Source organism: Cytobacillus citreus (assembly GCF_018343665.1).
Taxonomy (GTDB): Bacteria; Bacillota; Bacilli; order Bacillales; family Cytobacillaceae; genus Cytobacillus; species Cytobacillus citreus.
Genome location: NZ_JAGYPM010000001.1, coordinates 545,240 through 569,623 on the forward strand (window position 1 = coordinate 545,240; position 24,384 = coordinate 569,623).

Below are 24,384 nucleotides of genomic sequence, written 5' to 3' on the forward strand. Positions count from 1 at the left end.
GCCCGCGGAAAGCGAGTGCCTGCAGCGGAAATTAACATAGCCATTTTAAAAAAAACCATTTAAGTTTTATGTACTAGAAAAATGGCTATCATGAAGCTAGTGAAACAATCGGGAGGAATTTGGAATGGATTACAAAGATACCTTATTAATGCCACAAACAGAGTTTCCGATGCGAGGAAATTTACCGAAGCGCGAGCCTGAAATTCAGTCGAAATGGGAAGAAATGAATATTTACGAAAAAGTACAGGCACGGACAGAAGGCCGTCCGATGTTTGTATTACATGATGGACCACCGTATGCAAATGGTGATATTCATATTGGCCATGCTTTAAATAAAATTTTAAAGGATATTATTGTCCGTCATAAATCGATGACTGGCTTCAATGCTCCGTATGTTCCTGGTTGGGATACACATGGTCTCCCAATTGAACAGGCACTTACAAATAAGGGAGTAAATCGTAAAGAAATGACTGTTGCTGAGTTCCGTAAGCTTTGTGAAGAGTATGCTTACGAGCAAATTGATAGTCAGCGTTCACAATTTAAACGCCTGGGTGTAAGAGGAAATTGGGAAAATCCATATATTACATTAAAGCCAGAATATGAAGCACAACAAATTAAAGTTTTTGGAGAAATGGCTACAAAAGGATATATTTATAAAGGGTTAAAGCCAGTATACTGGTCTCCTTCATCTGAATCTGCTTTAGCGGAAGCAGAGATCGAATATAAAGATAAGAAATCACCTTCCATTTATGTAGGTTTTAAAGTAAAGGATGGTAAAGGTGTACTTGAAAATGATACACAAATTATTATCTGGACAACTACTCCTTGGACAATTCCAGCTAACCTAGGTATTGCTGTTCACCCTGACCTAACTTATGTGGTAGTTGAAGAGAACGGTCAAAAATATGTAGTAGTTGAGGAGTTATTAGGGACTGTATCTAAAGAAATCGGCTGGGAACATCCACAAGTTTTGAAAACAGTAAAGGGTACTGAGCTTGAATTTATTCAAGCAAGACATCCTCTTTATGATCGTGATTCGCTTGTTGTTCTTGGAGAACATGTTACAACTGATGCTGGTACTGGCTGTGTTCATACTGCGCCTGGTCATGGGGAAGACGACTTCTATGTAGGGCAAAAATATGGTTTAGAAGTATTATGTCCAGTTGATGATCGTGGACATATGACGAAAGAGGCTGTAGGATTTGAAGGTCTATTCTATGATGCAGCCAATAAACCAATTACTCAAAAACTAGAAGAAGCCGGTGCGTTATTAAAGCTTTCATTTATTACCCACTCCTACCCGCATGATTGGAGAACGAAGAAGCCAGTTATTTACCGTGCAACCGCACAATGGTTTGCATCTATTAAGGATTTCCGTAAAGAACTTCTTGAAGCAGTTAATGAGACAAAATTTGTCCCTGCATGGGGAGAAACAAGACTCTTTAATATGATTCGTGACCGCGGTGATTGGTGTATTTCCCGCCAGCGTGCATGGGGTGTACCAATTCCAGTCTTTTATGCAGAAAATGGAGAGCCAATTATTACAGAAGAAACTATTGATCATATTTCTAGCCTATTCCGTGAACATGGATCTAATATTTGGTTTGAAAAGGATGCAAAAGATCTACTTCCAGAAGGTTTTACACATCCAGGCAGTCCAAACGGCAAGTTTACAAAGGAAACGGATATTATGGACGTTTGGTTTGATTCTGGGTCTTCCCATCAAGCTGTATTATTAGAGCGTGATGATCTGCAGAGACCTGCTGATATTTATTTAGAGGGGTCTGATCAATATCGAGGATGGTTTAACTCCTCTATTTCTACAGCAGTTGCAGTCACAGGAAAAGCACCATATAAAGGTATCTTAAGTCATGGCTTTGTTTTAGATGGGGAAGGCAGAAAGATGAGTAAATCAATTGGGAATGTCGTTGTGCCTGCTAAAGTGATGGGGCAGCTCGGTGCAGACATCTTAAGATTATGGGTTTCATCTGTAGATTACCAAGCGGATGTTCGCGTTTCTGATGCCATTTTAAAGCAAGTAGCTGAGGTCTATCGTAAAATCCGAAATACTTTCCGTTTCTTGCTTGGAAATCTTGCAGATTTTGATCCTGCAAAAGATATAGTCGCTTACGAGAGTTTACGTCAAGTTGACCAATTTATGCTTGTCAAATTAAATAAATTAATAAAACAAGTTCGCAATGCATATGAAAATTATGCATTCTCTGATATTTACCATGCCGTAAACAACTTCTGTACACTTGATTTAAGTGCGTTTTACCTGGATTTTGCAAAGGATATTCTATATATCGAAGGCAAAGATCATGCTGATCGCCGTGCAATTCAAACGGTTCTGTATGAATGTTTAATTTCATTAACTAAACTAGTTGCGCCGATTCTATCTCATACAGCTGATGAGGTTTGGAGCTCAATCCCATCTGTGACAGATGAAAGTGTTCAGCTTACAGATATGCCTGAATTTAAAGAACTTCCAAAAGCAAAAGAGATCGAAGAGAAATGGACTTCCTTCATGAGGCTTCGTGATGATGTATTAAAAGCTTTGGAAGAAGCACGTAATGAAAAGGTTATTGGTAAATCGTTAACTGCAAAAGTAACGATGTATGTGAATGAAAAAGCTAAAAACTTACTTGATTCTATTGATGAAAATGTTCAGCAGTTGTTTATTATTTCTGGCTTTGAAGTTGCGGGCAAATATGAAGATGCACCTGAGGATGCACTGAAGTTCGAAAATACTGCTATCGTTATTTCAAAAGCTGAAGGAGAAACATGTGAGCGATGCTGGATTGTTACACCTGAAGTGGGTCAAGTTGATGAATTTGAAACTTTATGTCCACGTTGTGCAGACGTTGTAAAAAATCATTACAGTCACTTGGTTTAATAAGCGTAGCCCCTGTACTTTTTGCAGGGGTTTATTTTTTTTTGAGACTTCTAAACCTTGTCGGGATGGTCAAGGAGTTTGATTTTTTGTTCTTTCCATGTCCGTAAATAGTTGTTCCCGTTGTCAAAACTTACTCAGATTTTAATTAAAGTATAGGGAGACAATAGTTAGAAACAAATAAGAACGGAGGATCTTAGATGGATGCAAAAGCAGAAGCCCTATATTCAGAACTCCGTAATATTAGACAGGAACTTATTGAAAGACTAGAAAATAAAAATGCATCATCACTTATCAGACCAATTATTAAAGAAGAGCTTTCAGATATTGAAGACACATTAAATAAAATTGAGATGGGTCTTTATGGTAAATGTGAAATATCAGGAGAACTAATACCTGAAGAATTATTAGAAATGGTGCCAACAATAAAAACTATAGATGATTGCTTCAAAATGGACGGTTATTTTCGAAAGGCATTATTTGATTAAGTTAGGGCTTATCATTAGATTTTACTTTTTTCATAATTATAATCGCAACTGTTTTTCGTAAAACTGTGTTTTTTAAATAGAATGTGCTAAAATGCAAAGGTATATAATGAAGAGTTTGGAGGTTACCTTTGTGTTTTTTTACATAATTGCCTTATTTATTATTGCTCTAGACCAATTTACTAAATGGCTAATCGTAAAGAATTTAGAATTAGGCGAAAGCATTGAAGTGATTAATAACTTCCTTTATATTACATCCCATCGTAATAAGGGTGCAGCCTGGGGAATATTAGAAGGACGAATGTGGTTCTTTTATATCATTACTATTATTGTTGTTATTGGGATTATTTATTATATTCAGAAGGCAGCGAAGGGCAAGTGGCTTTTAGGTGTCTCTTTAGGCTTCATGCTTGGAGGAGCCATTGGTAATTTTATTGATCGGGTTTATCGTCAAGAAGTAGTAGATTTTATTGACACCTATCCATTTGGCTATAATTTCCCTATCTTTAATATTGCTGACTCTGCTTTAGTCATCGGTGTGGCAATGCTGATGATACAAATGCTGCTGGAAGAGAGAGCGTTGAAAAAGGAGAAATCACATGGAGAAAATGGAACACATCATTCCTGAGGAACAAGCGGGTGAAAGAATAGATAAAGTCCTCTCAGCATTGAATGAGGAATGGTCTAGAACTCAAGTTCAGCAGTGGATTAAAGACGAGTATGTTCTCGTTAATGGACAAAAAATTAAAACCAATTATAAATGCAGCATCAATGATCATATAGTTATCGATATTCCTGAACCGGAAGAATTAGATGTAGTTCCGGAAGAAATGAATTTAGATATATATTATGAGGATCATGATGTTTTAGTTGTAAACAAACCAAAAGGGATGGTTGTTCATCCCGCTCCAGGTCATTTAACTGGGACACTTGTTAATGGATTGATGACACATTGTAAAGATTTATCTGGTATTAATGGAGTCATGAGACCTGGCATCGTTCATCGGATTGACAAGGATACTTCAGGACTATTAATGGTTGCAAAAAATGATCTTGCTCATGAGAGTCTTGTCAATCAATTAGTCGAAAAATCAGTAACAAGAAAATACAAAGCAATTGTACATGGTGTGATTCCACATGACTATGGAACAATAGATGCACCAATCGCACGTGATCAAAAGGATAGACAGAGCATGGCAGTATCTGACAATGGAAAAAAAGCCGTAACTCATTTTCAAGTTCTCGAGCGTTTTAATGATTTTACTTTTGTTGAATGCCAACTAGAAACGGGTCGAACACATCAAATTCGTGTACATATGAAATATATCGGTTACCCCCTAGTGGGAGATCCAAAATACGGTCCAAGAAAAACCCTAGAATTAGGTGGACAAGCCTTACATGCAGGCGTATTAGGCTTCGTACATCCGCGATCAGGAGACTATTTGGAATTTGAGGCACCTTTGCCGGCTTATTTTGATCAACTACTCGAGCAGTTAAAAAAATAACCATTGACAAGCGGCTAAATATGCAATAAGATTGCTATAGTTAAATAAGTCCTTTAATAGCAGTCCCGTGAGGCTGGGAAGGAAGCGGATTATGGTCAAGTGTATTGAACTATACCTTGATTTATAGAACAGTCGTTTACCCTCTCGCCAAATCGGCGAGAGTTTTTTATATTAGAATAATTTTTCTCAAGTAAATGAATTTAGTTTGTTTCAGCATTCAAAATGAGGTGATCATCATTTCACAAAAAGCTGTCGTTTTGGACGAACAAGCAATAAGAAGAGCACTGACTAGAATCGCTCATGAAATAATTGAAAAGAATAAAGGAATTGAAGGCTGTATTCTTGTAGGCATTCGAACAAGAGGCATCTACCTCGCAAACCGTCTAGCGGAACGAATTGAGCAAATTGAAGGAACTAAGGTTTCAGTCGGGGAGATAGACATTACTCTTTATCGAGATGATCTGACAAAAAAAACAGAGAATCAAGAACCGCTTGTAAAAGGCTCAGATTTACCGACAGATGTTAATGATCAAAAGGTTATCCTTATTGATGATGTTTTATACACAGGAAGAACTGTTAGAGCTGCTTTAGATGCAATTATTGATATTGGCAGACCTTCGTCAATTCAGCTTGCAGTATTAGTCGATCGCGGACATCGAGAACTGCCGATTCGTGCTGACTTTGTTGGGAAAAATATTCCGACATCAAGTTCAGAAAAAATTGTAGTGGAACTAAAAGAAGTTGACAATGTCGACCAAGTAAGTATTCATAATAACTAAATAGCCCTTTTTTAAAAGCAGTCCCGTGAGGCTGACAAAGGGGGAAGCAAGCAAAAGCAATTTTTCTTTTGCCTTACTTTTATACCCTCTTTGTGCCGATCGGCAGAAGAGGGTATTTTTGTGAAAATACGATAAAACGCAGAAGAATATATAGCAGCAGGTGCTTATGAAGAATTTTTTCTAGAACCGGCACCTGCAAAATCTAATAGGGAGAAAATAAATAATGAGCAAACCCATTTTAGATATTAAAGACGTACCAACACCTATTCATTGGTTAACATTAAGCTTACAGCATTTATTCGCTATGTTTGGTGCAACTGTATTAGTTCCTTTCTTAGTAGATTTGGATCCTGCGATTGCTTTAATTTCGAGCGGCTTAGGGACACTTGCCTTTCTAATCATTACCCAATGGAAAGTCCCAGCCTATTTAGGCTCATCATTTGCCTATATCATTCCCCTGCAAGTGGCTAATGCCGAAGGTGGAATTGGGGCAATGATGATAGGAAGCTTTATGGTTGGACTTCTTTATGGATTCGTAGCCCTTATTATTAAAAAAGGTGGATATCGCTGGCTCATGAACCTCTTGCCACCGATCGTTGTCGGACCTGTTATTATGGTTATCGGATTAGCATTATCAGGGACAGCAGTTGGTATGGCGATGAACGACCCAGTAACAGAAAAATACAGTATGGTGCACTTCTCGGTTGCACTCGTAACATTAGCAGTAACGATCATTTTCTCTATATACTTCAAGGGAATGCTCAGCATGATCCCAATACTTGCTGGAATAATCATTGGTTATATATATGCCGTAATCGTAGGAGTTGTAGATTTTACTGGAGTAATTGAGGCTGATTGGGTAGCAGTTCCGAATTTTGTCTTCCCATTTGTCGATTATGATTTAAAAATAACAGTAGATATTATCCTCTTGATGGTTCCAGTTGCAATCGTGACGATATCTGAGCATATCGGCCACCAGCTTGTACTTGGAAAAGTGGTAAGTAAAGATTATATTAAGGATCCAGGACTGCATCGCTCGATCCTAGGAGATGGAATGGCTACGATGATTTCAGCTATCATGGGTGGTCCTCCAAAGACCACATATGGAGAAAACATCGGTGTACTCGCCATTACAAAGATTTATAGTGTTTATGTATTAGCTGGAGCAGCAATTATCGCGATTATCTTTGGATTTATAGGGAAAATATCAGCACTAATCAGCTCAATCCCAACACCGGTAATGGGCGGCGTATCAATCCTTTTGTTCGGAATTATCGCATCATCAGGTTTGAGAATGCTTGTAGATAGCAAGGTTGATTTCGGCGACAAACGTAATCTAGTTATCGCATCTGTTATTCTAGTCATTGGAATTGGCGGTGCACATATTGATATAGGTAAAGTACAGATCCAAGGAATGGCATTAGCAGCAATTGCAGGGGTATTATTAAACCTATTATTACCTGGAAGAGTAAAAGCACAGGAAAACATGTTCGAAAATGAATTAGAAACAGAATAAGATAACGCCTTTTAAGTAAGTCCAGAGAGATTTAAAAGGGTGTTGAAAGCTAAAGCTTAGCATATAAGAGTTGCTATATTTATTTGCTGAGCCTTGCTATGAAGTTTTTCAACACCCTAACAAAAAAGTTAGGGTGTTTTTCTATATTAAGGGGAGGGATTTAATTGAAACATTTACTTACCACAACGGACTTAAAAATCGAGGAATTGAAAGAGATTCTAGTAGATGCACAGTATTTTTTAGATGGTGGTACATGGACACCGAAAGAGAATATATTTGTGGCCAATCTTTTCTTTGAATACAGCACAAGAACGAAATGCAGTTTTGAAGTAGCAGAAAGAAGACTAGGTATTGATATCATTCCATTTGAGGTTAGTACATCGAGTGTTTCTAAAGGAGAATCTCTTTATGATACGGTTAAAACGCTTGAAGCGATTGGCGCAAATGCAGTTGTCATTCGCCATAGCAAAGATCGGTATTTTGACGAACTAAAAGGAATATCAAACGTTTCCATTATTAATGCAGGTGATGGCTGTGGGCATCATCCAACACAGTCATTACTTGATTTATTAACAATCAAGCAGGAGTTTGGCAGCTTTGAAGGTCTAAAGGTCGCGATTATTGGTGATATAAGACATAGCCGTGTAGCAAGATCCAATGCCGATGTTCTAGTGAGACTTGGTGCAAAGGTTGTTTTTTCCGGACCTGAGGAGTGGTTTGATTATGAACTTCTTGAAAATGGTGACTATGAAAACATCGATACAGCAATACAAACATCTGACGTGGTCATGCTCTTGAGGATACAGCATGAGCGCCATGAAGTTAAGGGTAAAAGGACAGTTGAAGAATATCACAAAGCATACGGTTTGACAGAAGAAAGAGAACGACAAATGAAGCCTGGCAGCATCATCATGCATCCAGCGCCTGTCAACCGTAATGTGGAAATTGCAGATAGTTTAGTAGAATGCGAACGTTCGAGAATATTTAAGCAAATGCAAAATGGTGTGTATGTCCGAATGGCAGCACTAAAAAGAGCAATTGAACAATCTGAAGGGAGCGATAACAATGTCAACACTAATAAAAAATGGCCAGTTGCTAACTAATGAGGGTGAGTTGAAAAGAACCAATATTTTTATCGACTCAGGAAAAATTGTGGAAATTGGCGAAGGAATGGTTAGAGAAGCGGATGAAACAATTGATGCAAGCAATTTGTTGATTGCTCCTGGATTTATTGATCTCCATGTTCATTTACGCGAGCCAGGCGGTGAAAAGAAGGAAACGATTGAATCAGGTACAAGAGCTGCAGCAAAAGGTGGATTCACAACTGTTGCAGCCATGCCGAACACAAGACCAGTTCCAGACTCAAAGGAGCAATTGGAGAAGCTTAATAAACGAATTGAAGAAACCGCATCTGTCCGTGTACTTCCGTATGCATCCATTACGATACGTGAATTAGGTGAAGAACTGACTGATTTTCAAAGTTTGAAGGAAGCAGGAGCATTTGCCTTCACAGATGACGGAGTTGGAGTTCAATCCGCTGCGATGATGCTAGCTGCTATGAAAAAAGCTGCGGAAATCAATATGCCAATTGTAGCTCATTGTGAAGAAAATACTCTTATCAACAAAGGTTCGGTACATGAGGGAGTATTTTCAAAGAAGCATGGATTAAATGGAATTCCATCAGTTTGTGAATCCGTTCATATTGCAAGAGATGTTCTGCTCGCAGAAGCTGCAGATTGCCACTATCATGTATGTCATATAAGCACAAAGGAATCTATAAGAGTTGTTCGTGATGCGAAGAAAGCAGGAATTAAGGTTACTGCAGAGGTGACACCTCATCACCTCCTGCTCTGTGACGAGGATATTCCGGGTCATGATGCAAATTATAAAATGAATCCTCCACTTAGAGGCGCAGCAGATAAAGAAGCACTCATTGAAGGAATACTAGATGGGACAATCGACTTTATTGCTACAGATCATGCACCACATACAGCAGAGGAGAAATCAGAAGGTATGCAGCTTGCTCCATTCGGAATAGTAGGATTGGAAACAGCTTTCCCGCTTCTCTACACTCATTTTGTTGAAAAAGGAATATTTACTTTAAAACAATTAATTGACTTTTTAACAGAAAAACCTGCTAAAGCATTTGGACTTTCTTCAGGAAGAATTGAGGTGGGAGCAAATGCGGATATCGTATTACTTGACTTAAATCATTCTGAAAAGATTAATCCGGAACAATTTGCTTCAAAAGGACGAAATACACCTTTTGCTGGCTGGGAATGCAAAGGCTGGCCAGTATTAACAATCGTAAATGGAAAAATCGTTTGGAATAAGGAGAGTGTGACAGCATGAAAAAACAGCTCATTTTAGAAGATGGCACTGTGTTTATTGGAGAAGGCTTTGGGAGTGATACGCACACAATTGGTGAGGTTGTCTTTAATACAGGTATGACTGGCTACCAGGAGGTACTATCAGATCCTTCGTATTGCGGACAAATTGTCACGCTAACTTATCCACTCGTAGGGAATTACGGAATAAATCGAGACGATTTTGAAGCGATTACACCTGCTATACAAGGCTTTATCGTAAAGGAAGCTGCCAGCTATCCATCTAATTGGAGAAGTGAAAAGACGCTTCATGAATATTTCAAAATCAAAAATATTTCTGGAATTGTAGGAATTGACACGCGAAAACTTACTAGAATCATACGCCAATATGGAACATTAAAAGGTGCAATTTGTAGTATAGACGATAATGTAGAGTCAGTTTTAGAAAAATTGCGGGCTACAAAGCTTCGTCAGGATCAAGTAAAGCAAGTTTCTACAAAAACGGCTTATCCTAGTCCGGGTCGTGGAAAAAGAGTGGTCTTAGTAGACTTTGGAATGAAGCATGGAATTTTAAGAGAGTTAAATAAACGGGATTGTGATGTCATTGTTGTTCCTTATAACACATCAGCAATTGAAATATTAAACTTAAGCCCAGATGGGGTCATGTTATCAAATGGACCAGGGGACCCCAAAGATGTGCCAGAAGCAATTGACATAATTAAAGAGCTATTAGGTAAGATTCCGCTCTTTGGAATATGTTTAGGTCACCAGCTATTCGCTCTAGCATGCGGTGCTAATACAGAAAAAATGAAATTTGGTCACAGAGGCTCTAATCACCCTGTAAAAGATTTAAAAACTGGGAAAGTTGCACTGACTTCACAAAATCATGGATATACGGTAGAGGATAGCTCTATCGAAAATACTAGACTTGAAGTAACTCATATAGCATTAAATGATGGAACAATCGAAGGATTACTGCATAAAGATTTTCCGGCATTTACTGTCCAATATCATCCAGAAGCTTCCCCTGGACCAGAGGACGCCAATGGTCTATTCGAACAATTCTTGCAAATGATTGAATCTGAAGAACAGGAAGGTGCTTACAAATGCCAAAACGTACAGATATAAAAAGTATTTTAGTCATCGGATCAGGTCCTATCGTTATTGGTCAGGCAGCAGAGTTTGATTATGCAGGAACTCAAGCGTGTATTGCCTTAAAGGAAGAAGGTTATCGCGTCATTTTAATCAACTCAAACCCTGCAACAATTATGACGGATACAGAGATTGCTGATGCGGTGTATATCGAACCGCTAACCTTGGAATTTGTAAGCCGGATTATTAGAAAGGAGCGTCCAGATGCCCTTGTACCGACCCTTGGAGGTCAGACCGGATTAAACCTTGCTGTCGAGTTGGCTAAATCAGGCGTCCTTGATGAATGCGGGGTAGAAATTTTAGGTACAAAACTTTCTGCAATTGAGAAAGCAGAGGACCGCGATCTTTTCAGAAGCTTAATGAATGAATTAGGTGAGCCTGTTCCAGAAAGTGAAATTATTCATTCATTAGAGGAAGCATATGAATTTGTAAATAAAATTGGCTATCCCGTTATCGTTCGCCCAGCATTCACCCTTGGTGGAACAGGCGGAGGAATATGTCATAATGAGGAAGAGTTAATCGAAATTGTAACAAGTGGATTAAAGCACAGTCCTGTTACACAATGTTTATTAGAAAAAAGCATTGCCGGATATAAAGAAATTGAATACGAAGTGATGAGAGATTCGAACGATAACGCCATCGTTGTCTGTAACATGGAAAATATTGATCCAGTCGGTATCCATACTGGCGACTCAATTGTAGTTGCACCGAGTCAAACACTCAGTGACCGTGAGTACCAGCTTTTAAGAAATACATCTTTAAAAATCATTCGTGCATTAGAAATCGAAGGCGGATGTAATGTTCAGCTAGCTCTCGACCCATACAGCTTTAACTACTATATTATTGAAGTAAATCCAAGGGTAAGCCGTTCTTCAGCTCTGGCTTCGAAAGCGACAGGGTATCCTATCGCAAAATTAGCAGCAAAAATTGCTGTTGGATTAACTTTGGATGAAATGATGAACCCCGTTACTGGGAAAACATATGCTTGTTTCGAGCCTGCATTAGATTATATCGTGACAAAAATCCCGCGTTGGCCCTTTGATAAATTTGAATCAGCAAACCGTTCCTTGGGCACGCAAATGAAAGCGACTGGAGAAGTCATGGCTATCGGCCGGACACTTGAAGAATCTTTATTAAAAGCAGTCCGTTCTCTTGAAGCAAATGTATATCATCTTGGTCTAAATAATGGACATGAAGCAGACGATGATCTGATCGAGAAGAGAATCCGAAAAGCTGGAGATGAACGCTTATTTTATATCGGTGAAGCTCTTAGAAGAGGGGTAAGTATTGATACCCTTCATGAGTGGAGTCAAATCGACTTATTTTTCCTTCATAAAATGGAAAAAATCGTAGCTTTTGAAAAAGAAATATCAAAGTATCCCTACAACAGAGAAATTGCTAAGAAAGCAAAGGAAATGGGCTTTGCGGATATTGTGATTGCTCAGCTTTGGGGAGCTTCGGAACAAGAAGTATACAACTGGAGAACTGAGTTTAGTATCATTCCAGTTTATAAAATGGTTGATACTTGTGCAGCCGAATTTGAATCAGAAACACCATATTACTATGGCACATATGAAGAGGAAAATGAATCGGTTGTGACAGATCGTAAAAGTGTTGTTGTACTTGGCTCAGGCCCAATTCGAATTGGCCAAGGTGTGGAATTTGACTATGCAACAGTACACTCTGTATGGGCAATCAAGGAAGCTGGCTATGAAGCAATAATCATTAATAATAACCCTGAGACTGTTTCTACAGATTTTAGCATCTCAGACAAGCTATATTTTGAGCCGCTGACAATTGAGGATGTTATGCATATTATTGACCTCGAAAAACCTGAAGGTGTAGTTGTCCAATTTGGAGGGCAAACTGCGATTAATCTAGCAGCAAGTCTAGTTGAAAGAGGAGTAAAAATACTTGGCACTCCACTTGAAAACCTTGATCGTGCAGAGGATAGAGACAAATTTGAACATGCGTTGGCAAAATTAAATATTCCTCAGCCAAAAGGTAAGACGGCGCTATCTGTAGAAGAGGCTGTTTCCATTGCTAACGAAATTGGCTATCCAGTACTTGTTCGCCCATCATATGTTCTTGGCGGCCGTGCTATGGAAATTGTTTATATAGAGGAAGAACTGCTGCATTATATGAAAAATGCCGTAAAAATTAACCCTGAGCATCCAGTATTGATTGATCGTTATTTGACAGGAAAAGAAATTGAAGTAGATGCAATCTCTGATGGCGAAGGAATATTAATTCCAGGAATAATGGAGCATATTGAACGAGCAGGTGTCCATTCTGGTGACTCTATTGCCGTATATCCTCCTCAAAGCATTTCAGACGAAGTAAAATCAAAAATAATTGATTATACGGAGAAGCTTGCAAAGGGATTAGGAATCATCGGATTATTAAATATCCAATATGTAGTCGCTAATGAAGAGGTATATGTGATTGAGGTTAACCCAAGATCCAGCCGAACAGTACCTTTTTTAAGCAAAATTACAAATGTCCCAATGGCTAAAATTGCAACAAAGGTTATACTTGGACAAACACTTGCGCAGCAAGGCTACAAAACTGGGCTTGTACCTGAAAAATGTGGGGTTTTTGTTAAAGTTCCAGTTTTCTCTTTTGCCAAATTAAGAAGAGTGGATATTACCTTAGGACCTGAAATGAAATCCACTGGAGAAGTAATGGGGAAAGATAGCACATTAGAAAAAGCATTATATAAGGGTTTGGTCGCATCTGGTATGAAAATTCATAAATTTGGTTCAGTCCTTATGACTGTATCTGATAAGGATAAAGAAGAAGCTTTATCACTTGCGAAACGCTTCGTATCAAGTGGCTATCGGTTAATGGCCACAAACGGAACTGCGAAATATCTACAATCAGCAGGAATACCTGTAAAAACTGTCGATAAAATTGGTTCTGAAGGTCCAACTCTCCTTGATGTAATCAAAAACGGAGAAGCACAAATTATCATTAACACTTTAACAAAAGGAAAACAGCCTGAAAGAGATGGATTCCGCATTCGTCGGGAAGCTGTAGAAAATGGTGTTCCATGCTTAACTTCTCTCGATACAGCTGATGCTATTCTACAGGTAATTGAGTCCATGAATTTCTCTGCAGATGCAATGGAGAAATCTGCGGATATCAAGGAGGAAGTCTTGGCATGATCAAAAAGGAATTATGTAAAGTCGTTTCACAAAAAGAAATAGCGGAACGCATTTTCGAGCTCACCTTACAAGGTGAGCTTGTCTACGAAATGGATGAGCCGGGGCAATTTGTTCATTTAAAAGTATCTGATCATCTTGACCCACTATTAAGGAGACCAATAAGTATATCTAACATTAATAAAAATCAACAACAATTTACAATGATTTACCGTGCCGAAGGAAAAGGAACCGTTTTGTTATCTAAGAAAAAATCCGGGGAATTTATTGATGTTTTAGGACCATTAGGGCATGGATTTCCAATAAACGAGATACAGCCAGGTGAAACAGCTCTTTTAGTTGGCGGAGGTATCGGTGTTCCACCTTTATATGAATTATCTAAGCAGCTCGTAAATAGAGGTGTAAAGGTTATCCATGTACTTGGCTTTCAATCCTCTAACGTAGTTTTCTATCATGAAAAATTCACACAACTTGGTGAAACCTATATTGCAACAGTTGATGGCAGTTATGGAGTAAATGGATTTGTTACAGATGTAATTGAAAGTGAAAAAATTGATTTTAACATCCTCTATTCCTGTGGTCCAACCCCAATGCTTAAAGCACTTGAACAAGCTTATAAACAAAAGAAGGTGTATCTCTCTTTGGAAGAACGAATGGGCTGCGGCATTGGTGCTTGCTTCGCATGTGTTTGCCATACTGGGGATGATCCAACTGGTTATACGTATAAAAAGGTATGCAGTGACGGTCCTGTTTTTAAAGCGGGGGAGGTTGTACTATGAAATCATTACAAGTTAGCTTACCAGGATTGGAATTAAAAAATCCGATTATGCCAGCATCAGGTTGTTTCGGATTTGGCCGTGAATTTAGCGAGCTCTTTGATCTTAGCTTATTAGGTGCCATTATGATTAAAGCAACGACTTTTGAACCTCGATTTGGAAATCAAACGCCACGAGTAGCAGAAACATCTGCAGGAATGCTGAATGCAATTGGGCTTCAAAATCCTGGTTTAGAAAAAGTAATAAACGAAGAGCTTCGTTGGCTGGAACAATTTGATGTGCCAATTATTGCAAATGTTGCAGGATCACTGGAAGAAGACTATATTGCAGTAGCAAAAGAAATTTCTAAAGCCCCTAATGTACATGCACTTGAATTAAATATTTCCTGTCCAAATGTAAAAACAGGGGGAATTGCTTTCGGCACAATTCCTGAAGTAGCAAAAAACTTAACGAAAAAAGTAAAGGAAGTATCTGAAGTTCCTGTTTATGTAAAGCTTTCACCTAATGTTACGAATATAGTTGAAATGGCAAAAGCTGTTGAAGACGGCGGTGCTGATGGGTTAACAATGATCAATACTCTTATTGGCATGAAAATTGATATCAAAACTGGCAACCCTATTTTGGCTAACAAGACTGGCGGACTATCAGGACCAGCCATTAAACCTGTTGCGATTCGAATGATTCATGAAGTAAGCCAGCACGTTCATTTGCCGATTATTGGTATGAGTGGTGTTCAATCTGCAGAGGATGTCATGGAATATTATTATGCTGGCGCCAGTGCGGTCGCTGTAGGGACTGCTAACTTTGTAGATCCATTTGTATGCCCAACGATCATTGAAGAATTGCCAGAGCTAATAAGAAGCCTTGGCTTTGAACATATCTCTGAATGTACGGGAAGGAGCTGGAAATAACGTTGAAAAATTCACTCATAATCGCGCTTGATTTTGCAAATAAGAATGAAGTTTCGAATTTCCTAAAAGCTTTTGAAAACGAAAAGCTTTTTCTAAAAGTAGGTATGGAGCTTTTTTACCAGGAAGGACCTAGTATTATCCATGATTTAAAAGAACAAGGACATAAGATTTTTCTTGATCTAAAGCTTCATGATATTCCAAACACTGTAAAAAGTGCAATGAAAGGCCTTGCCCGACTTAATTGTGATCTTGTAAATGTTCATGCTGCTGGCGGATTTGAAATGATGGAATCAGCATTAGAAGGGTTAGAAGCGGGTACCATAGCTGGCAATAAGAGACCAGCTTGTATAGCTGTTACACAATTAACAAGTACTTCAGAAGAGCAAATGAAAAAAGAACAGCTCATTCAAGTTCCATTAGAAGAATCAGTTCTTCACTATGCAGCATTGGCTAGTAAAGCAAAATTGGACGGTGTTGTATGTTCTACCTTTGAAGCTAGATCTATTCATCAATCACTTGGGTCTTCCTTTCTTACCGTTGCTCCTGGCATTCGTTTGAAAACGGACAACGTACAGGATCAAAAGCGTGTAGCAACTCCTGAATATGCCAAGTCTGAAGGTGTTTCAACCATTGTTGTAGGACGTTCAATCACACAATCTGATCAACCGCTGGAAAAATATTTAACATTTAAACGAAGTTGGGAAGGTGTTTTTTCATGAATCGCAAAATAGCAGAAAGTTTATTAGATATTAAAGCAGTCGCATTAAAGCCAAACAATCCTTTTACTTGGTCATCAGGTCTGCTTGCACCAATTTATTGTGATAATCGTCTTACATTATCATACCCTTCCGTTCGTAAAGAAATCGCAATCGGGCTAAAGGAAACGATCTTAGCGAAATTCCCAGGCGCAGAACTTATTGCTGGTACAGCTACAGCAGGCATCCCTCATGCTGCATGGGTGAGTGACTTAATCGATCTTCCTATGTGCTATGTTCGTTCAAAGCCGAAAGGCCATGGACAAGGAAATCAAATTGAAGGCAAAGCAGAGCAAGGACAAAAGGTTGTTGTCGTAGAGGATTTAATTTCAACAGGCGGGAGCGTTATTACTGCTGTTGAAGCATTGAGGCAAGCAGGATGTGAGGTATTAGGAGTAGTAGCTATTTTTTCCTATCAGCTTGAAAAAGGGAAGGAATTACTGGAGAACGCTAATATTACAGCCTATACATTGACTGATTTTGAAACTTTATCAGAAATTGCGAGAGAAAAAGGATATATTCAAGAAGAAGACATGAAAAAGCTTGCTGAATGGAGAAAGAATCCGATAGAGTGGGGAAAAGTGGCTGATAAATTGTAATTCTGCCCGATTTTAGGAGGGAAAATGCCCAAATATTATCATTAGCAGCAAGGAATTACACTAAATGGAGAATAACTGTATAAAAGAAAGGCAAGCAGGTTAATAATGCTTGCCTTTGCTTTTTTAAACGTTAAAGTATAAATTGCCAGCGCAGAAGACGATCCGACGCATTTGCCAATTTTAGGAATTAAGTACGACTGACAGGACAAGGAAGGCTTCATTAGCATTCACATCGCACGAAGGAAAAGCGATAGCTTTTACGAGGATGTCCTAGTCGGGCGAATGCCACAGGATAAGGAAAGTTTCGTCAGAGATACATCGCCATGCCAAAAGAGAAGCTTTTGGGAGGACGTGGCATGTATGAGCGCGATAAGTGCAACTACGCCTCTGTCTTCTCCTTTCTATGGCTCGCCAATCGGCGAGTTTTCTTTATTTGTTTTTCAATGCCAGAACGGTTTCTTCATCAGGTGTCACATATACTGTTTGCTGATTATCATAAATAACGAAGCCTGGCTTTGCACCGCTAGGTTTTTTCACATGCCTGATTTGCGTGAAGTCGACAGGTACGGAGCTAGAATTACGAGCCTTACTGAAATATGCAGCAAGAGACGCCGCTTCTAATATCGTATCTTCAGATGGATTCTTGCTGCGAATGACGACATGGGATCCTGGAATATCCTTTGTATGAAGCCAAATTTCATCTCTGCCTGCAAGCTTATTTGTTAAGTAATCATTTTGTTTATTATTTTTGCCGACAATAATTTCGACTCCATCTGAAGAAGTATAATGATCAAGAGATGGCTTCGTGTTTTGAGTCTTTTTATTTTTGCGCTTTTGTTTTTCTCTTATATATCCGCCTTCGATTAGTTCCTCTCGAATTTCTTCAATATCCTTAGGTGAAGCCGTTTCAACCTGTTGAAGCAAGGTTTCGAAATAGGAAAGCTCTTCCTTAGCTAATTCTATTTGTTCTTTTACTATATCAATTGCGTTTTTAGCTTTTTGATATTTAATAAAATATCTTTGAGCATTCTCAGATGGTGTTTTTTGCGGCTCCAATGAGATGGAAATTGTTGCTCCATTTTCATCATAATAATTGACAACTTCTATTTCCTTCATTCCTTTTTGAATGGCATAGATGTTTGCAGTAATAAGCTCTCCGTAAAGCTGATGGATGTCTGCGTTCTCAGCTTCCTTTAAAGTGGTGTAGAGTTTGTTAATTTTCTTTTCATTTTTCTCTTTTTCATTAATAATAAATCGTTCGAGATCATTCGCTTGCTGCTTGACACGATCCCGTTCAGCTTTACCAAAATAAAAACGGTCCAGCATTTCACTTAGGGATTGGAATTCTCTAGACTCTCCTTGTAAATGCTCTAATGGGAAAAGATAAAAACTTTCTTTCATCCCATTCATAGTAATAGCCGGCTTTTTTTGATGATGATGAACTTCTTGGATTAAAGATAAGAAGGTTTTAGGAATAGTAGACCGATTAGCCAAGCCTGCATGAAAAAGCACTTCTTTTGCAAAAAGTGGAGATATTCCCGCAAATGCAGTGACTAGCTGTTTATCAATCTTACCGCTATTAAAATCAATTCGTCTTAATACTTCGGATTCATTTGCTTCAAACGGATTAAATTTGTCCTGCTTAGGTGGCAGAATATACTCCTGACCTGGCAATAGGGCTCGGTGGCTATTTACTGCGAATGAAACATGTTTAATACTATCAAGAATCATATTTCTCGATTTATCCACTAAAGTAATATTGCTGTGACGGCCCATTATTTCCACAATTAATTGTTTGTAGGAAGTATCGCCAATTTCATTCCTTCCTTTTACCTCGAAAATAATAATTCTGTCTAAATCAACTTGATGAATGTCTTCAAGGAAAAATCCTTCCAAATGTTTTCTTAATAACATGCAAAACATTGGCGGTTCTGAAGGGTTATCGTGAGATTCATTGGTTAGCTGTACTCTTGCATAGCTAGGGTGTGCCGAAAGCAGAAGCTTATGATTCTTTCCGTTTGCTCTTACAATTATAATTATTTCGTTTTTAAAAGGCTGATGGATTTTATTAATTCTCCCACCTTTTAACTCTCGGGCAAGCTCTTTTGTCATAGCCCTTGAAAATAAACCATCAAATGACATATGGAACATCCTTTTCTGTTTGCTTTTCTATTATCCAGCACAGAGTGCCATCGGCTCTCTGGTCTAAAACAATCCGTCAAGAAGGTAAGTAGCAATTTTCCTGCCGGCTTTTCTTATGCTTGTCGCCGAAAGCTAAGCACTCTTTCCTTTTCTAATAATAATAGCATTTTTTTGGACAAGGATGAATAAGCTTTCTTTAGATGAATAGTGATGCTAGTTAGGAGCCGCAGCTGGACAATAAGGAGGAAGTGTGATGTTTGGATGAAATTTCATGAAATGAATGAAGCAGAGGTTGAGCAGGTTCTTAATACAGATTCAAAGGCCGGTTTAACGACAGATGAAGTAAACAAACGGAGAAAAAAATATGGCTATAATGAACTTGAAGAGGGTGAGAAGCAATCCGCCTTACTTTTGTTTTTTAGTCAATTTAAGGATTTCATGGTCCTTGTATTACTAGCTGCAACTCTCATTTCAGGTTTACTTGGAGAATACATCGATGCTATTGCCATAATAGCTATCGTCATTATTAATGGATTACTAGGATTTTTTCAAGAGAGGAAAGCGGAGAAATCCTTAGCGGCATTAAATGAATTATCTTCACCTCAAGTCAATGTATTAAGGGATGGGGAATGGATGAAAACCCCATCTAAAGAAGTAGTTGTTGGAGATATTATAAAGTTTACTAGTGGGGACAGGATAGGTGCAGATGTAAGAATAATAGAATCAAATAGTCTAGAAGTTGAAGAATCTGCTCTTACAGGTGAATCATTGCCTGTTTCAAAGACAACTTCTTTGATAAGATCAGCTAATATCGGGATTGGCGATTTGGAAAACATGGCCTTTATGGGTACATTGGTCACAAGAGGAAGTGGGGTAGGTGTTGTTGTCGCAATAGGTATGAAGACAGCGATGGGACAAATTGCTGATTTACTGCAAAAAGCGGAAACAATGACAACTCCGTTACAGCGAAGGCTGGAACAGCTTGGAAAAATACTTATAACAGTTGCATTACTTTTAACTATATTAGTAGTAGTCGTTGGAGTATTGCAAGGGCATGATCTATATACAATGTTTCTTGCCGGAGTTTCTTTAGCTGTTGCGGCTATACCTGAAGGATTGCCTGCGATCGTTACAGTGGCTTTATCACTTGGCGTACAAAGAATGATCAAGCAGAAAGCAATTGTAAGGAAGCTGCCAGCTGTTGAAACTCTTGGGTGTGCTTCTGTCATTTGCTCTGATAAAACTGGAACAATGACGCAAAACAAAATGACTGTTACACATCTCTGGAGTGGTGGTAAAGAGTGGCTTGTTGACGGGGTGGGTTATGAACCCCGTGGGAATTTTTTTCGAAATGAGTATCAAGTTGAGTTGAAAAATGAAAAGCCGCTTCAGCAATTATTGATGTTTGGTATGCTCTGTAATCATGCAGAGATTAAACAAAAAGATAATGAATATTTCATAGATGGTGATCCAACTGAAGGAGCATTACTAGTTGCTGCTATGAAAGCAGGATATAATCGAAGTGCTCTATTAAGCCAATACCAAATTATTAAGGAATTCCCATTCGATTCTATTAGAAAAATGATGAGCATTGTAGTAAAAGACAAGCATGGGAAACAATTTGTTGTTACAAAAGGGGCACCCGATGTACTGGCCGGAGTTTGTGGAAACATACTTTGGGATGAAAAGCGTCAGTATATGTCTAGTGAAATAGCCAGTAAAATACTATCAGCAATTGAAGGGTTAGCCTCTCAGGCTTTAAGGACAATTGCCATTGGATTTAAAGAAATACCAGCAAACACAATTATCCTACATGAAAAAGAAGCAGAGAAGGATCTTACCTTTATTGGTCTACAAGGGATGATTGACCCTCCGCGTCCTGAAGTGAAGGTTGCCGTGCAGGAGTGTAAGGAAGCAGGAATAAAAACAATTATGATTACTGGAGATCATGTTATTACTGCAAAAGCGATTGCAAAGCAGTTGGGGATATTAACGAATACTTCTAAAGTTTTGGATGGCAAGGCACTTTCTGAAATGACAATAGATGAGCTTGAAAAAGTGGTGGATGGTGTGTCTGTATTTGCTCGTGTATCTCCAGAACACAAATTAAAAATTGTCAAAGCTTTGCAGAACAAAGGTCATATTGTAGCGATGACTGGGGATGGAGTAAATGATGCACCAGCCATTAAAGCAGCAGATATTGGTGTAGCGATGGGGATTACGGGAACAGATGTAGCGAAAGAAGCTTCAGCACTTGTTCTTCTTGACGATAATTTTGCAACCATTAAAGCAGCGATAAAAGAAGGAAGAAATATTTACGAGAATATTAGGAAATTTATAAGATATTTGCTCGCTTCCAATGTTGGCGAAATACTTGTTATGTTATTTGCCATGCTGCTTGGTTATCCACTTCCATTAATCCCAATTCAAATACTATGGGTGAATTTGGTGACCGATGGATTGCCTGCGATGGCATTAGGGCTAGATCAGCCTGAAGATGATGTAATGAAACGAAAACCAAGAAATCCAAGAGAAGGCGTCTTTGCAAGGGGGCTTGGATGGAAGGTAGTCTCACGTGGTTTTTTAATCGGTATTGTTACTTTAATTGCATTCATTATTGTCTATAAAGCAAATCCAGATAATCTTAAGTATGCACAAACTATTGCTTTTTCAACTTTAGTGCTAGCACAGCTTATTCATGTATTTGATTGCCGAAGTGAGAAATCCGTATTTGCCAGAAATCCATTTGGGAATAAGTATTTAGTTTGGGCGGTCATTTCATCATTGCTGTTATTATTCATTGTTATTTATTATCCGCCTCTTCAACCGATCTTCCATACAGTACCAGTAGAATTAAAAGACTGGTTTATGATTTCTGGACTAGCAGCAGTGCCAACTTTTTTACTAGCTGGATCATTTTTGGCAAGAAAAAGAAAGTAAAGTATGTTATAATCCAAAAGGTAATAGAGAGGATCTCTATTACCTTTTCTAATGCTTTTCAATATTAAAGCTTAGTGATAAATTTTTTTAATACATTTCCCACCAATTATGATAAAATACGAACTAATTGCTTTAGTTAATATTAATTAGTTTAGTCAACCTTATAGGCAGGACGTGTTTAAAATGGTTGTTAGTATGACTGGCTTTGGTAGAAGCAATAAGAATGAAGGTTCTTTTTCTGCATTAGTTGAAGTAAAAACGGTAAACCATCGTTTTGCTGAATACCAAATTAGAATGCCTAGACAGCTTCTTTATTTAGAGGATAAGATAAAGAAGCAGTTAAATGCATTTATTCATAGAGGCAGAACGGAAGTCTTTATTACGATTGAAGGACAGGGTGTATTAAGCCGAAATGTGCATATAGATTGGGCGCTACTAGATGAGTATTATCAATACATAAGGAAAATAAAGGACAGGTATGCAATTGATAAGGAAATATCCATTCGGGATTTAACGAGGGAAGAGCTCATTTATATAGAAGAAAAGGAAGCAGGCAGTGAAAATCTGGAAAAAATTGTGCTCTCAGCAGTTGATGAGGCTTGTATCCAATTGCGCCAAATGCGAAAAATGGAGGGTGCAGTACTTGAAAAAGATTTAAGCCATCAATTAAATCAGTTAAAAGAACATGTAATCCTATTAAAGGATTATGCCCCTAATGTCGTACAGCAATATCAGGAAAAATTAGCTAAACGGATGACCGATTTAGTAAGTAGCCAATTTGATGAAGGAAGAATTCTTACCGAAGTTGCTATCTTCGCGGATAAGGTAGATATTAACGAAGAACTGACACGCCTTAATAGTCATATAAAACAATTTACACAAACCTTATTAGTGAACGAGGCGATAGGAAGGAAACTTGACTTTATTCTTCAGGAAATGAACAGGGAGACCAATACAATAGGATCAAAAGCAAATGATTATAAGATTGCTTCTGAAGTAGTAGAAATGAAGAGCCTATTGGAAAAAATGAAAGAACAAGTTCAGAATGTTGAATAGAATTTGTTTAGAATGAGGCTCGCGGGGTCAAAATATATAACTGATGCTTGGAGGAAGCAAATGGCGATCAAATTAATAAATATAGGCTTTGGTAATATTGTATCGGCAAATCGAATTATTTCTATTGTTAGCCCCGAATCAGCACCAATTAAAAGAATTATTCAAGATGCTCGTGATCGCGGATCTTTAATTGACGCAACATTTGGAAGGAGAACGAGAGCTGTTATTGTTATGGATAGTGATCATGTTATCCTTTCTGCCGTACAGCCAGAAACAGTTGCCCACCGCTTAAACGACCGGGATGAGACTATTGATGAAGGGTAGGATTGTTTGATGAAGGAAAAAGGTTTATTAATTGTTTTATCCGGACCTTCTGGTGTTGGGAAGGGAACAGTAAGAAAGGAAATTTTTTCACAGCCGGATACTTCTTTTGAGTATTCGATCTCTATGACAACAAGAGCACCAAGAGATGGCGAGGTAAATGGCGTTGACTATTTTTTCAAATCTCGTGAAGAATTTGAAGCATTAATCGAGCAAGAAAAGCTGCTTGAGTATGCAGAATTTGTTGGGAATTATTATGGTACACCAGTAGACTATGTAAAAGAAACACTCGAAAAAGGAAAAGATGTTTTCCTTGAAATTGAAGTTCAGGGTGCTAGGCAAGTCAGGAAGAAGTTCCCTGACGGCTTATTTATTTTTCTTGTTCCGCCGAGCTTGTCTGAATTGAAAAACAGAATTGTAACAAGAGGCACTGAAACAGAAGATGTAATTAATAATCGTATGTCAGTGGCAAAAGAAGAAATTGAAATGATGAACTTATACGATTATGTTGTTGAAAATGATCAAATTGATTTGGCGTGTGAAAGAATTAAAGCCATAGTTGTTGCTGAACATTGCCGCAGAGAACGAGTTGAACCAAGATATATTAAAATGCTGGAGGTAGAATAAAAGATGCTTTATCCTTCTATTGATTCATTGATGACAAAAATTGATTCCAAATACTCTCTTGTATCCGTTGCTGCAAAGCGTGCACGAAAGCTACAAGTTAATGCAAAGCCACAGCTTGAAAAGTATGTTTCCCATAAAAATGTGGGTAAAGCTTTAGAGGAGATTCATGCTGATCAGCTTCATTACCGTCTTGCAACTAAGCAAAAGGATGAAGCTTACGAATAACCTGCAAAAATAACAACCTTCATATCAGGTTGTTATTTTTCTTTTATTGTATAGGAAATTATAATTTTCGCTATCTGTTGATAACTTGAGATATAGTTTATCTACGTTCAGCTCCAGCGCCTACCTCCTCGAGGTCACAAGCCAATCCTCCCAGAAAGGTAAAGAACACCTTTCCGTGAGGCTCGTCTTGTGCTTGTCGGAGGTGAGCAAG

General features: G+C 38.3%; 20 protein-coding genes. 19 read left to right on the forward strand and 1 reads right to left on the reverse strand.

Annotated features, from left to right (window positions below; all coding sequences use genetic code 11):
- Window positions 1–124 precede the first annotated feature (124 nt).
- From ileS to pyrE, 14 genes are all read left to right on the forward strand, one after another.
- Window positions 125–2,896, forward strand: a complete 2,772-nt coding sequence (ileS, locus tag KHA94_RS02820; RefSeq protein ID WP_213100623.1) for an isoleucine--tRNA ligase — start codon at window positions 125–127, stop codon at window positions 2,894–2,896.
- Window positions 2,897–3,093: 197 nt separating this feature from the next.
- Window positions 3,094–3,381, forward strand: coding sequence for a hypothetical protein (locus KHA94_RS02825; RefSeq protein ID WP_213100624.1), 288 nt, complete (start codon window positions 3,094–3,096; stop codon window positions 3,379–3,381).
- A 91-nt stretch (window positions 3,382–3,472) separates the two neighbouring features.
- Window positions 3,473–4,006, forward strand: a complete 534-nt coding sequence (gene lspA / locus KHA94_RS02830) for a signal peptidase II (protein ID WP_213100625.1) — start codon at window positions 3,473–3,475, stop codon at window positions 4,004–4,006.
- On the forward strand, window positions 3,978–4,883 hold the full coding sequence (locus tag KHA94_RS02835) for an RluA family pseudouridine synthase (RefSeq protein WP_213100626.1): 906 nt from the start codon (window positions 3,978–3,980) through the stop codon (window positions 4,881–4,883). The genes lspA and KHA94_RS02835 overlap by 29 nt, the downstream gene beginning before the upstream one ends.
- Before the next feature lie 236 nt (window positions 4,884–5,119).
- A complete protein-coding gene (pyrR, locus tag KHA94_RS02840; RefSeq protein WP_213101269.1) occupies window positions 5,120–5,662 on the forward strand; it encodes a bifunctional pyr operon transcriptional regulator/uracil phosphoribosyltransferase PyrR in 543 nt (180 codons plus the stop codon).
- A gap of 223 nt (window positions 5,663–5,885) precedes the next feature.
- The gene (locus KHA94_RS02845; protein ID WP_213100627.1) at window positions 5,886–7,178 is read left to right on the forward strand and encodes a solute carrier family 23 protein; all 1,293 of its coding nucleotides are present in this window, start codon (window positions 5,886–5,888) and stop codon (window positions 7,176–7,178) included.
- A gap of 164 nt (window positions 7,179–7,342) precedes the next feature.
- Window positions 7,343–8,281, forward strand: coding sequence for an aspartate carbamoyltransferase catalytic subunit (locus tag KHA94_RS02850; RefSeq protein WP_213100628.1), 939 nt, complete (start codon window positions 7,343–7,345; stop codon window positions 8,279–8,281).
- Window positions 8,244–9,530: a dihydroorotase gene (locus KHA94_RS02855; RefSeq protein WP_213100629.1), complete on the forward strand. Its 1,287-nt coding sequence runs from the start codon at window positions 8,244–8,246 to the stop codon at window positions 9,528–9,530. The genes KHA94_RS02850 and KHA94_RS02855 overlap by 38 nt, the downstream gene beginning before the upstream one ends.
- Window positions 9,527–10,633, forward strand: coding sequence for a carbamoyl phosphate synthase small subunit (locus KHA94_RS02860; protein WP_213100630.1), 1,107 nt, complete (start codon window positions 9,527–9,529; stop codon window positions 10,631–10,633). Before KHA94_RS02855 ends, KHA94_RS02860 begins: the two co-directional genes overlap by 4 nt.
- Window positions 10,612–13,824: a carbamoyl-phosphate synthase large subunit gene (gene carB / locus KHA94_RS02865; RefSeq protein ID WP_213100631.1), complete on the forward strand. Its 3,213-nt coding sequence runs from the start codon at window positions 10,612–10,614 to the stop codon at window positions 13,822–13,824. Before KHA94_RS02860 ends, carB begins: the two co-directional genes overlap by 22 nt.
- A complete protein-coding gene (locus KHA94_RS02870) occupies window positions 13,821–14,600 on the forward strand; it encodes a dihydroorotate dehydrogenase electron transfer subunit (RefSeq protein ID WP_213100632.1) in 780 nt (259 codons plus the stop codon). The genes carB and KHA94_RS02870 overlap by 4 nt, the downstream gene beginning before the upstream one ends.
- Entirely contained in the window at window positions 14,597–15,508 is a 912-nt protein-coding gene (locus KHA94_RS02875) for a dihydroorotate dehydrogenase (RefSeq protein ID WP_213100633.1), read from the forward strand. Before KHA94_RS02870 ends, KHA94_RS02875 begins: the two co-directional genes overlap by 4 nt.
- Window positions 15,509–15,510: 2 nt before the next feature.
- Complete coding sequence (pyrF, locus tag KHA94_RS02880; RefSeq protein WP_213100634.1) at window positions 15,511–16,227, forward strand: orotidine-5'-phosphate decarboxylase; 717 nt, start codon at window positions 15,511–15,513, stop codon at window positions 16,225–16,227.
- The gene (gene pyrE / locus KHA94_RS02885) at window positions 16,224–16,862 is read left to right on the forward strand and encodes an orotate phosphoribosyltransferase (RefSeq protein ID WP_213100635.1); all 639 of its coding nucleotides are present in this window, start codon (window positions 16,224–16,226) and stop codon (window positions 16,860–16,862) included. The genes pyrF and pyrE overlap by 4 nt, the downstream gene beginning before the upstream one ends.
- Before the next feature lie 429 nt (window positions 16,863–17,291).
- Here the strand turns inward: pyrE and KHA94_RS02890 are convergent, their stop codons facing one another.
- The gene (locus KHA94_RS02890; protein ID WP_213100636.1) at window positions 17,292–19,004 is read right to left on the reverse strand and encodes an Rqc2 family fibronectin-binding protein; all 1,713 of its coding nucleotides are present in this window, start codon (window positions 19,002–19,004) and stop codon (window positions 17,292–17,294) included.
- Between the two features lie 261 nt (window positions 19,005–19,265).
- Between KHA94_RS02890 and KHA94_RS02895 the strand changes: the two genes are divergently transcribed.
- The 5 genes from KHA94_RS02895 to rpoZ all read left to right on the forward strand — a co-directional run bounded on the left by KHA94_RS02895 (window position 19,266) and on the right by rpoZ (window position 24,173).
- Window positions 19,266–21,944 (forward strand): calcium-translocating P-type ATPase, SERCA-type, encoded by a 2,679-nt coding sequence (locus KHA94_RS02895; protein WP_213100637.1) that lies wholly within the window; start codon window positions 19,266–19,268, stop codon window positions 21,942–21,944.
- A gap of 183 nt (window positions 21,945–22,127) precedes the next feature.
- Window positions 22,128–23,000: a YicC/YloC family endoribonuclease gene (locus tag KHA94_RS02900; RefSeq protein WP_213100638.1), complete on the forward strand. Its 873-nt coding sequence runs from the start codon at window positions 22,128–22,130 to the stop codon at window positions 22,998–23,000.
- Window positions 23,001–23,060: 60 nt separating this feature from the next.
- On the forward strand, window positions 23,061–23,324 hold the full coding sequence (gene remA / locus KHA94_RS02905) for an extracellular matrix/biofilm regulator RemA (protein WP_213100639.1): 264 nt from the start codon (window positions 23,061–23,063) through the stop codon (window positions 23,322–23,324).
- 9 nt (window positions 23,325–23,333) lie between these two features.
- On the forward strand, window positions 23,334–23,948 hold the full coding sequence (gmk, locus tag KHA94_RS02910; protein WP_213100640.1) for a guanylate kinase: 615 nt from the start codon (window positions 23,334–23,336) through the stop codon (window positions 23,946–23,948).
- 3 nt (window positions 23,949–23,951) lie between these two features.
- Entirely contained in the window at window positions 23,952–24,173 is a 222-nt protein-coding gene (rpoZ, locus tag KHA94_RS02915; protein WP_057769741.1) for a DNA-directed RNA polymerase subunit omega, read from the forward strand.
- Window positions 24,174–24,384: the final 211 nt, after the last annotated feature.

What these genes read in the sequence shown, in the direction of transcription:
- lspA (WP_213100625.1), top strand. Translation starts at nt 3,473, where the DNA reads ATGCAAAGGTATATAATGAAGAGTTTGGAGGTTACCTTTGTGTTTTTT.
- KHA94_RS02900 (WP_213100638.1), top strand. Translation starts at nt 22,128, where the DNA reads ATGGTTGTTAGTATGACTGGCTTTGGTAGAAGCAATAAGAATGAAGGT.
- KHA94_RS02825 (WP_213100624.1), top strand. Translation starts at nt 3,094, where the DNA reads ATGGATGCAAAAGCAGAAGCCCTATATTCAGAACTCCGTAATATTAGA.
- remA (WP_213100639.1), top strand. Translation starts at nt 23,061, where the DNA reads ATGGCGATCAAATTAATAAATATAGGCTTTGGTAATATTGTATCGGCA.
- ileS (WP_213100623.1), top strand. Translation starts at nt 125, where the DNA reads ATGGATTACAAAGATACCTTATTAATGCCACAAACAGAGTTTCCGATG.
- KHA94_RS02845 (WP_213100627.1), top strand. Translation starts at nt 5,886, where the DNA reads ATGAGCAAACCCATTTTAGATATTAAAGACGTACCAACACCTATTCAT.
- KHA94_RS02875 (WP_213100633.1), top strand. Translation starts at nt 14,597, where the DNA reads ATGAAATCATTACAAGTTAGCTTACCAGGATTGGAATTAAAAAATCCG.
- KHA94_RS02890 (WP_213100636.1), bottom strand. Translation starts at nt 19,004, where the DNA reads ATGTCATTTGATGGTTTATTTTCAAGGGCTATGACAAAAGAGCTTGCC.
- gmk (WP_213100640.1), top strand. Translation starts at nt 23,334, where the DNA reads ATGAAGGAAAAAGGTTTATTAATTGTTTTATCCGGACCTTCTGGTGTT.
- KHA94_RS02855 (WP_213100629.1), top strand. Translation starts at nt 8,244, where the DNA reads ATGTCAACACTAATAAAAAATGGCCAGTTGCTAACTAATGAGGGTGAG.
- KHA94_RS02895 (WP_213100637.1), top strand. Translation starts at nt 19,266, where the DNA reads ATGAAATTTCATGAAATGAATGAAGCAGAGGTTGAGCAGGTTCTTAAT.
- rpoZ (WP_057769741.1), top strand. Translation starts at nt 23,952, where the DNA reads ATGCTTTATCCTTCTATTGATTCATTGATGACAAAAATTGATTCCAAA.
- KHA94_RS02870 (WP_213100632.1), top strand. Translation starts at nt 13,821, where the DNA reads ATGATCAAAAAGGAATTATGTAAAGTCGTTTCACAAAAAGAAATAGCG.
- carB (WP_213100631.1), top strand. Translation starts at nt 10,612, where the DNA reads ATGCCAAAACGTACAGATATAAAAAGTATTTTAGTCATCGGATCAGGT.
- KHA94_RS02835 (WP_213100626.1), top strand. Translation starts at nt 3,978, where the DNA reads ATGGAGAAAATGGAACACATCATTCCTGAGGAACAAGCGGGTGAAAGA.
- pyrE (WP_213100635.1), top strand. Translation starts at nt 16,224, where the DNA reads ATGAATCGCAAAATAGCAGAAAGTTTATTAGATATTAAAGCAGTCGCA.
- KHA94_RS02860 (WP_213100630.1), top strand. Translation starts at nt 9,527, where the DNA reads ATGAAAAAACAGCTCATTTTAGAAGATGGCACTGTGTTTATTGGAGAA.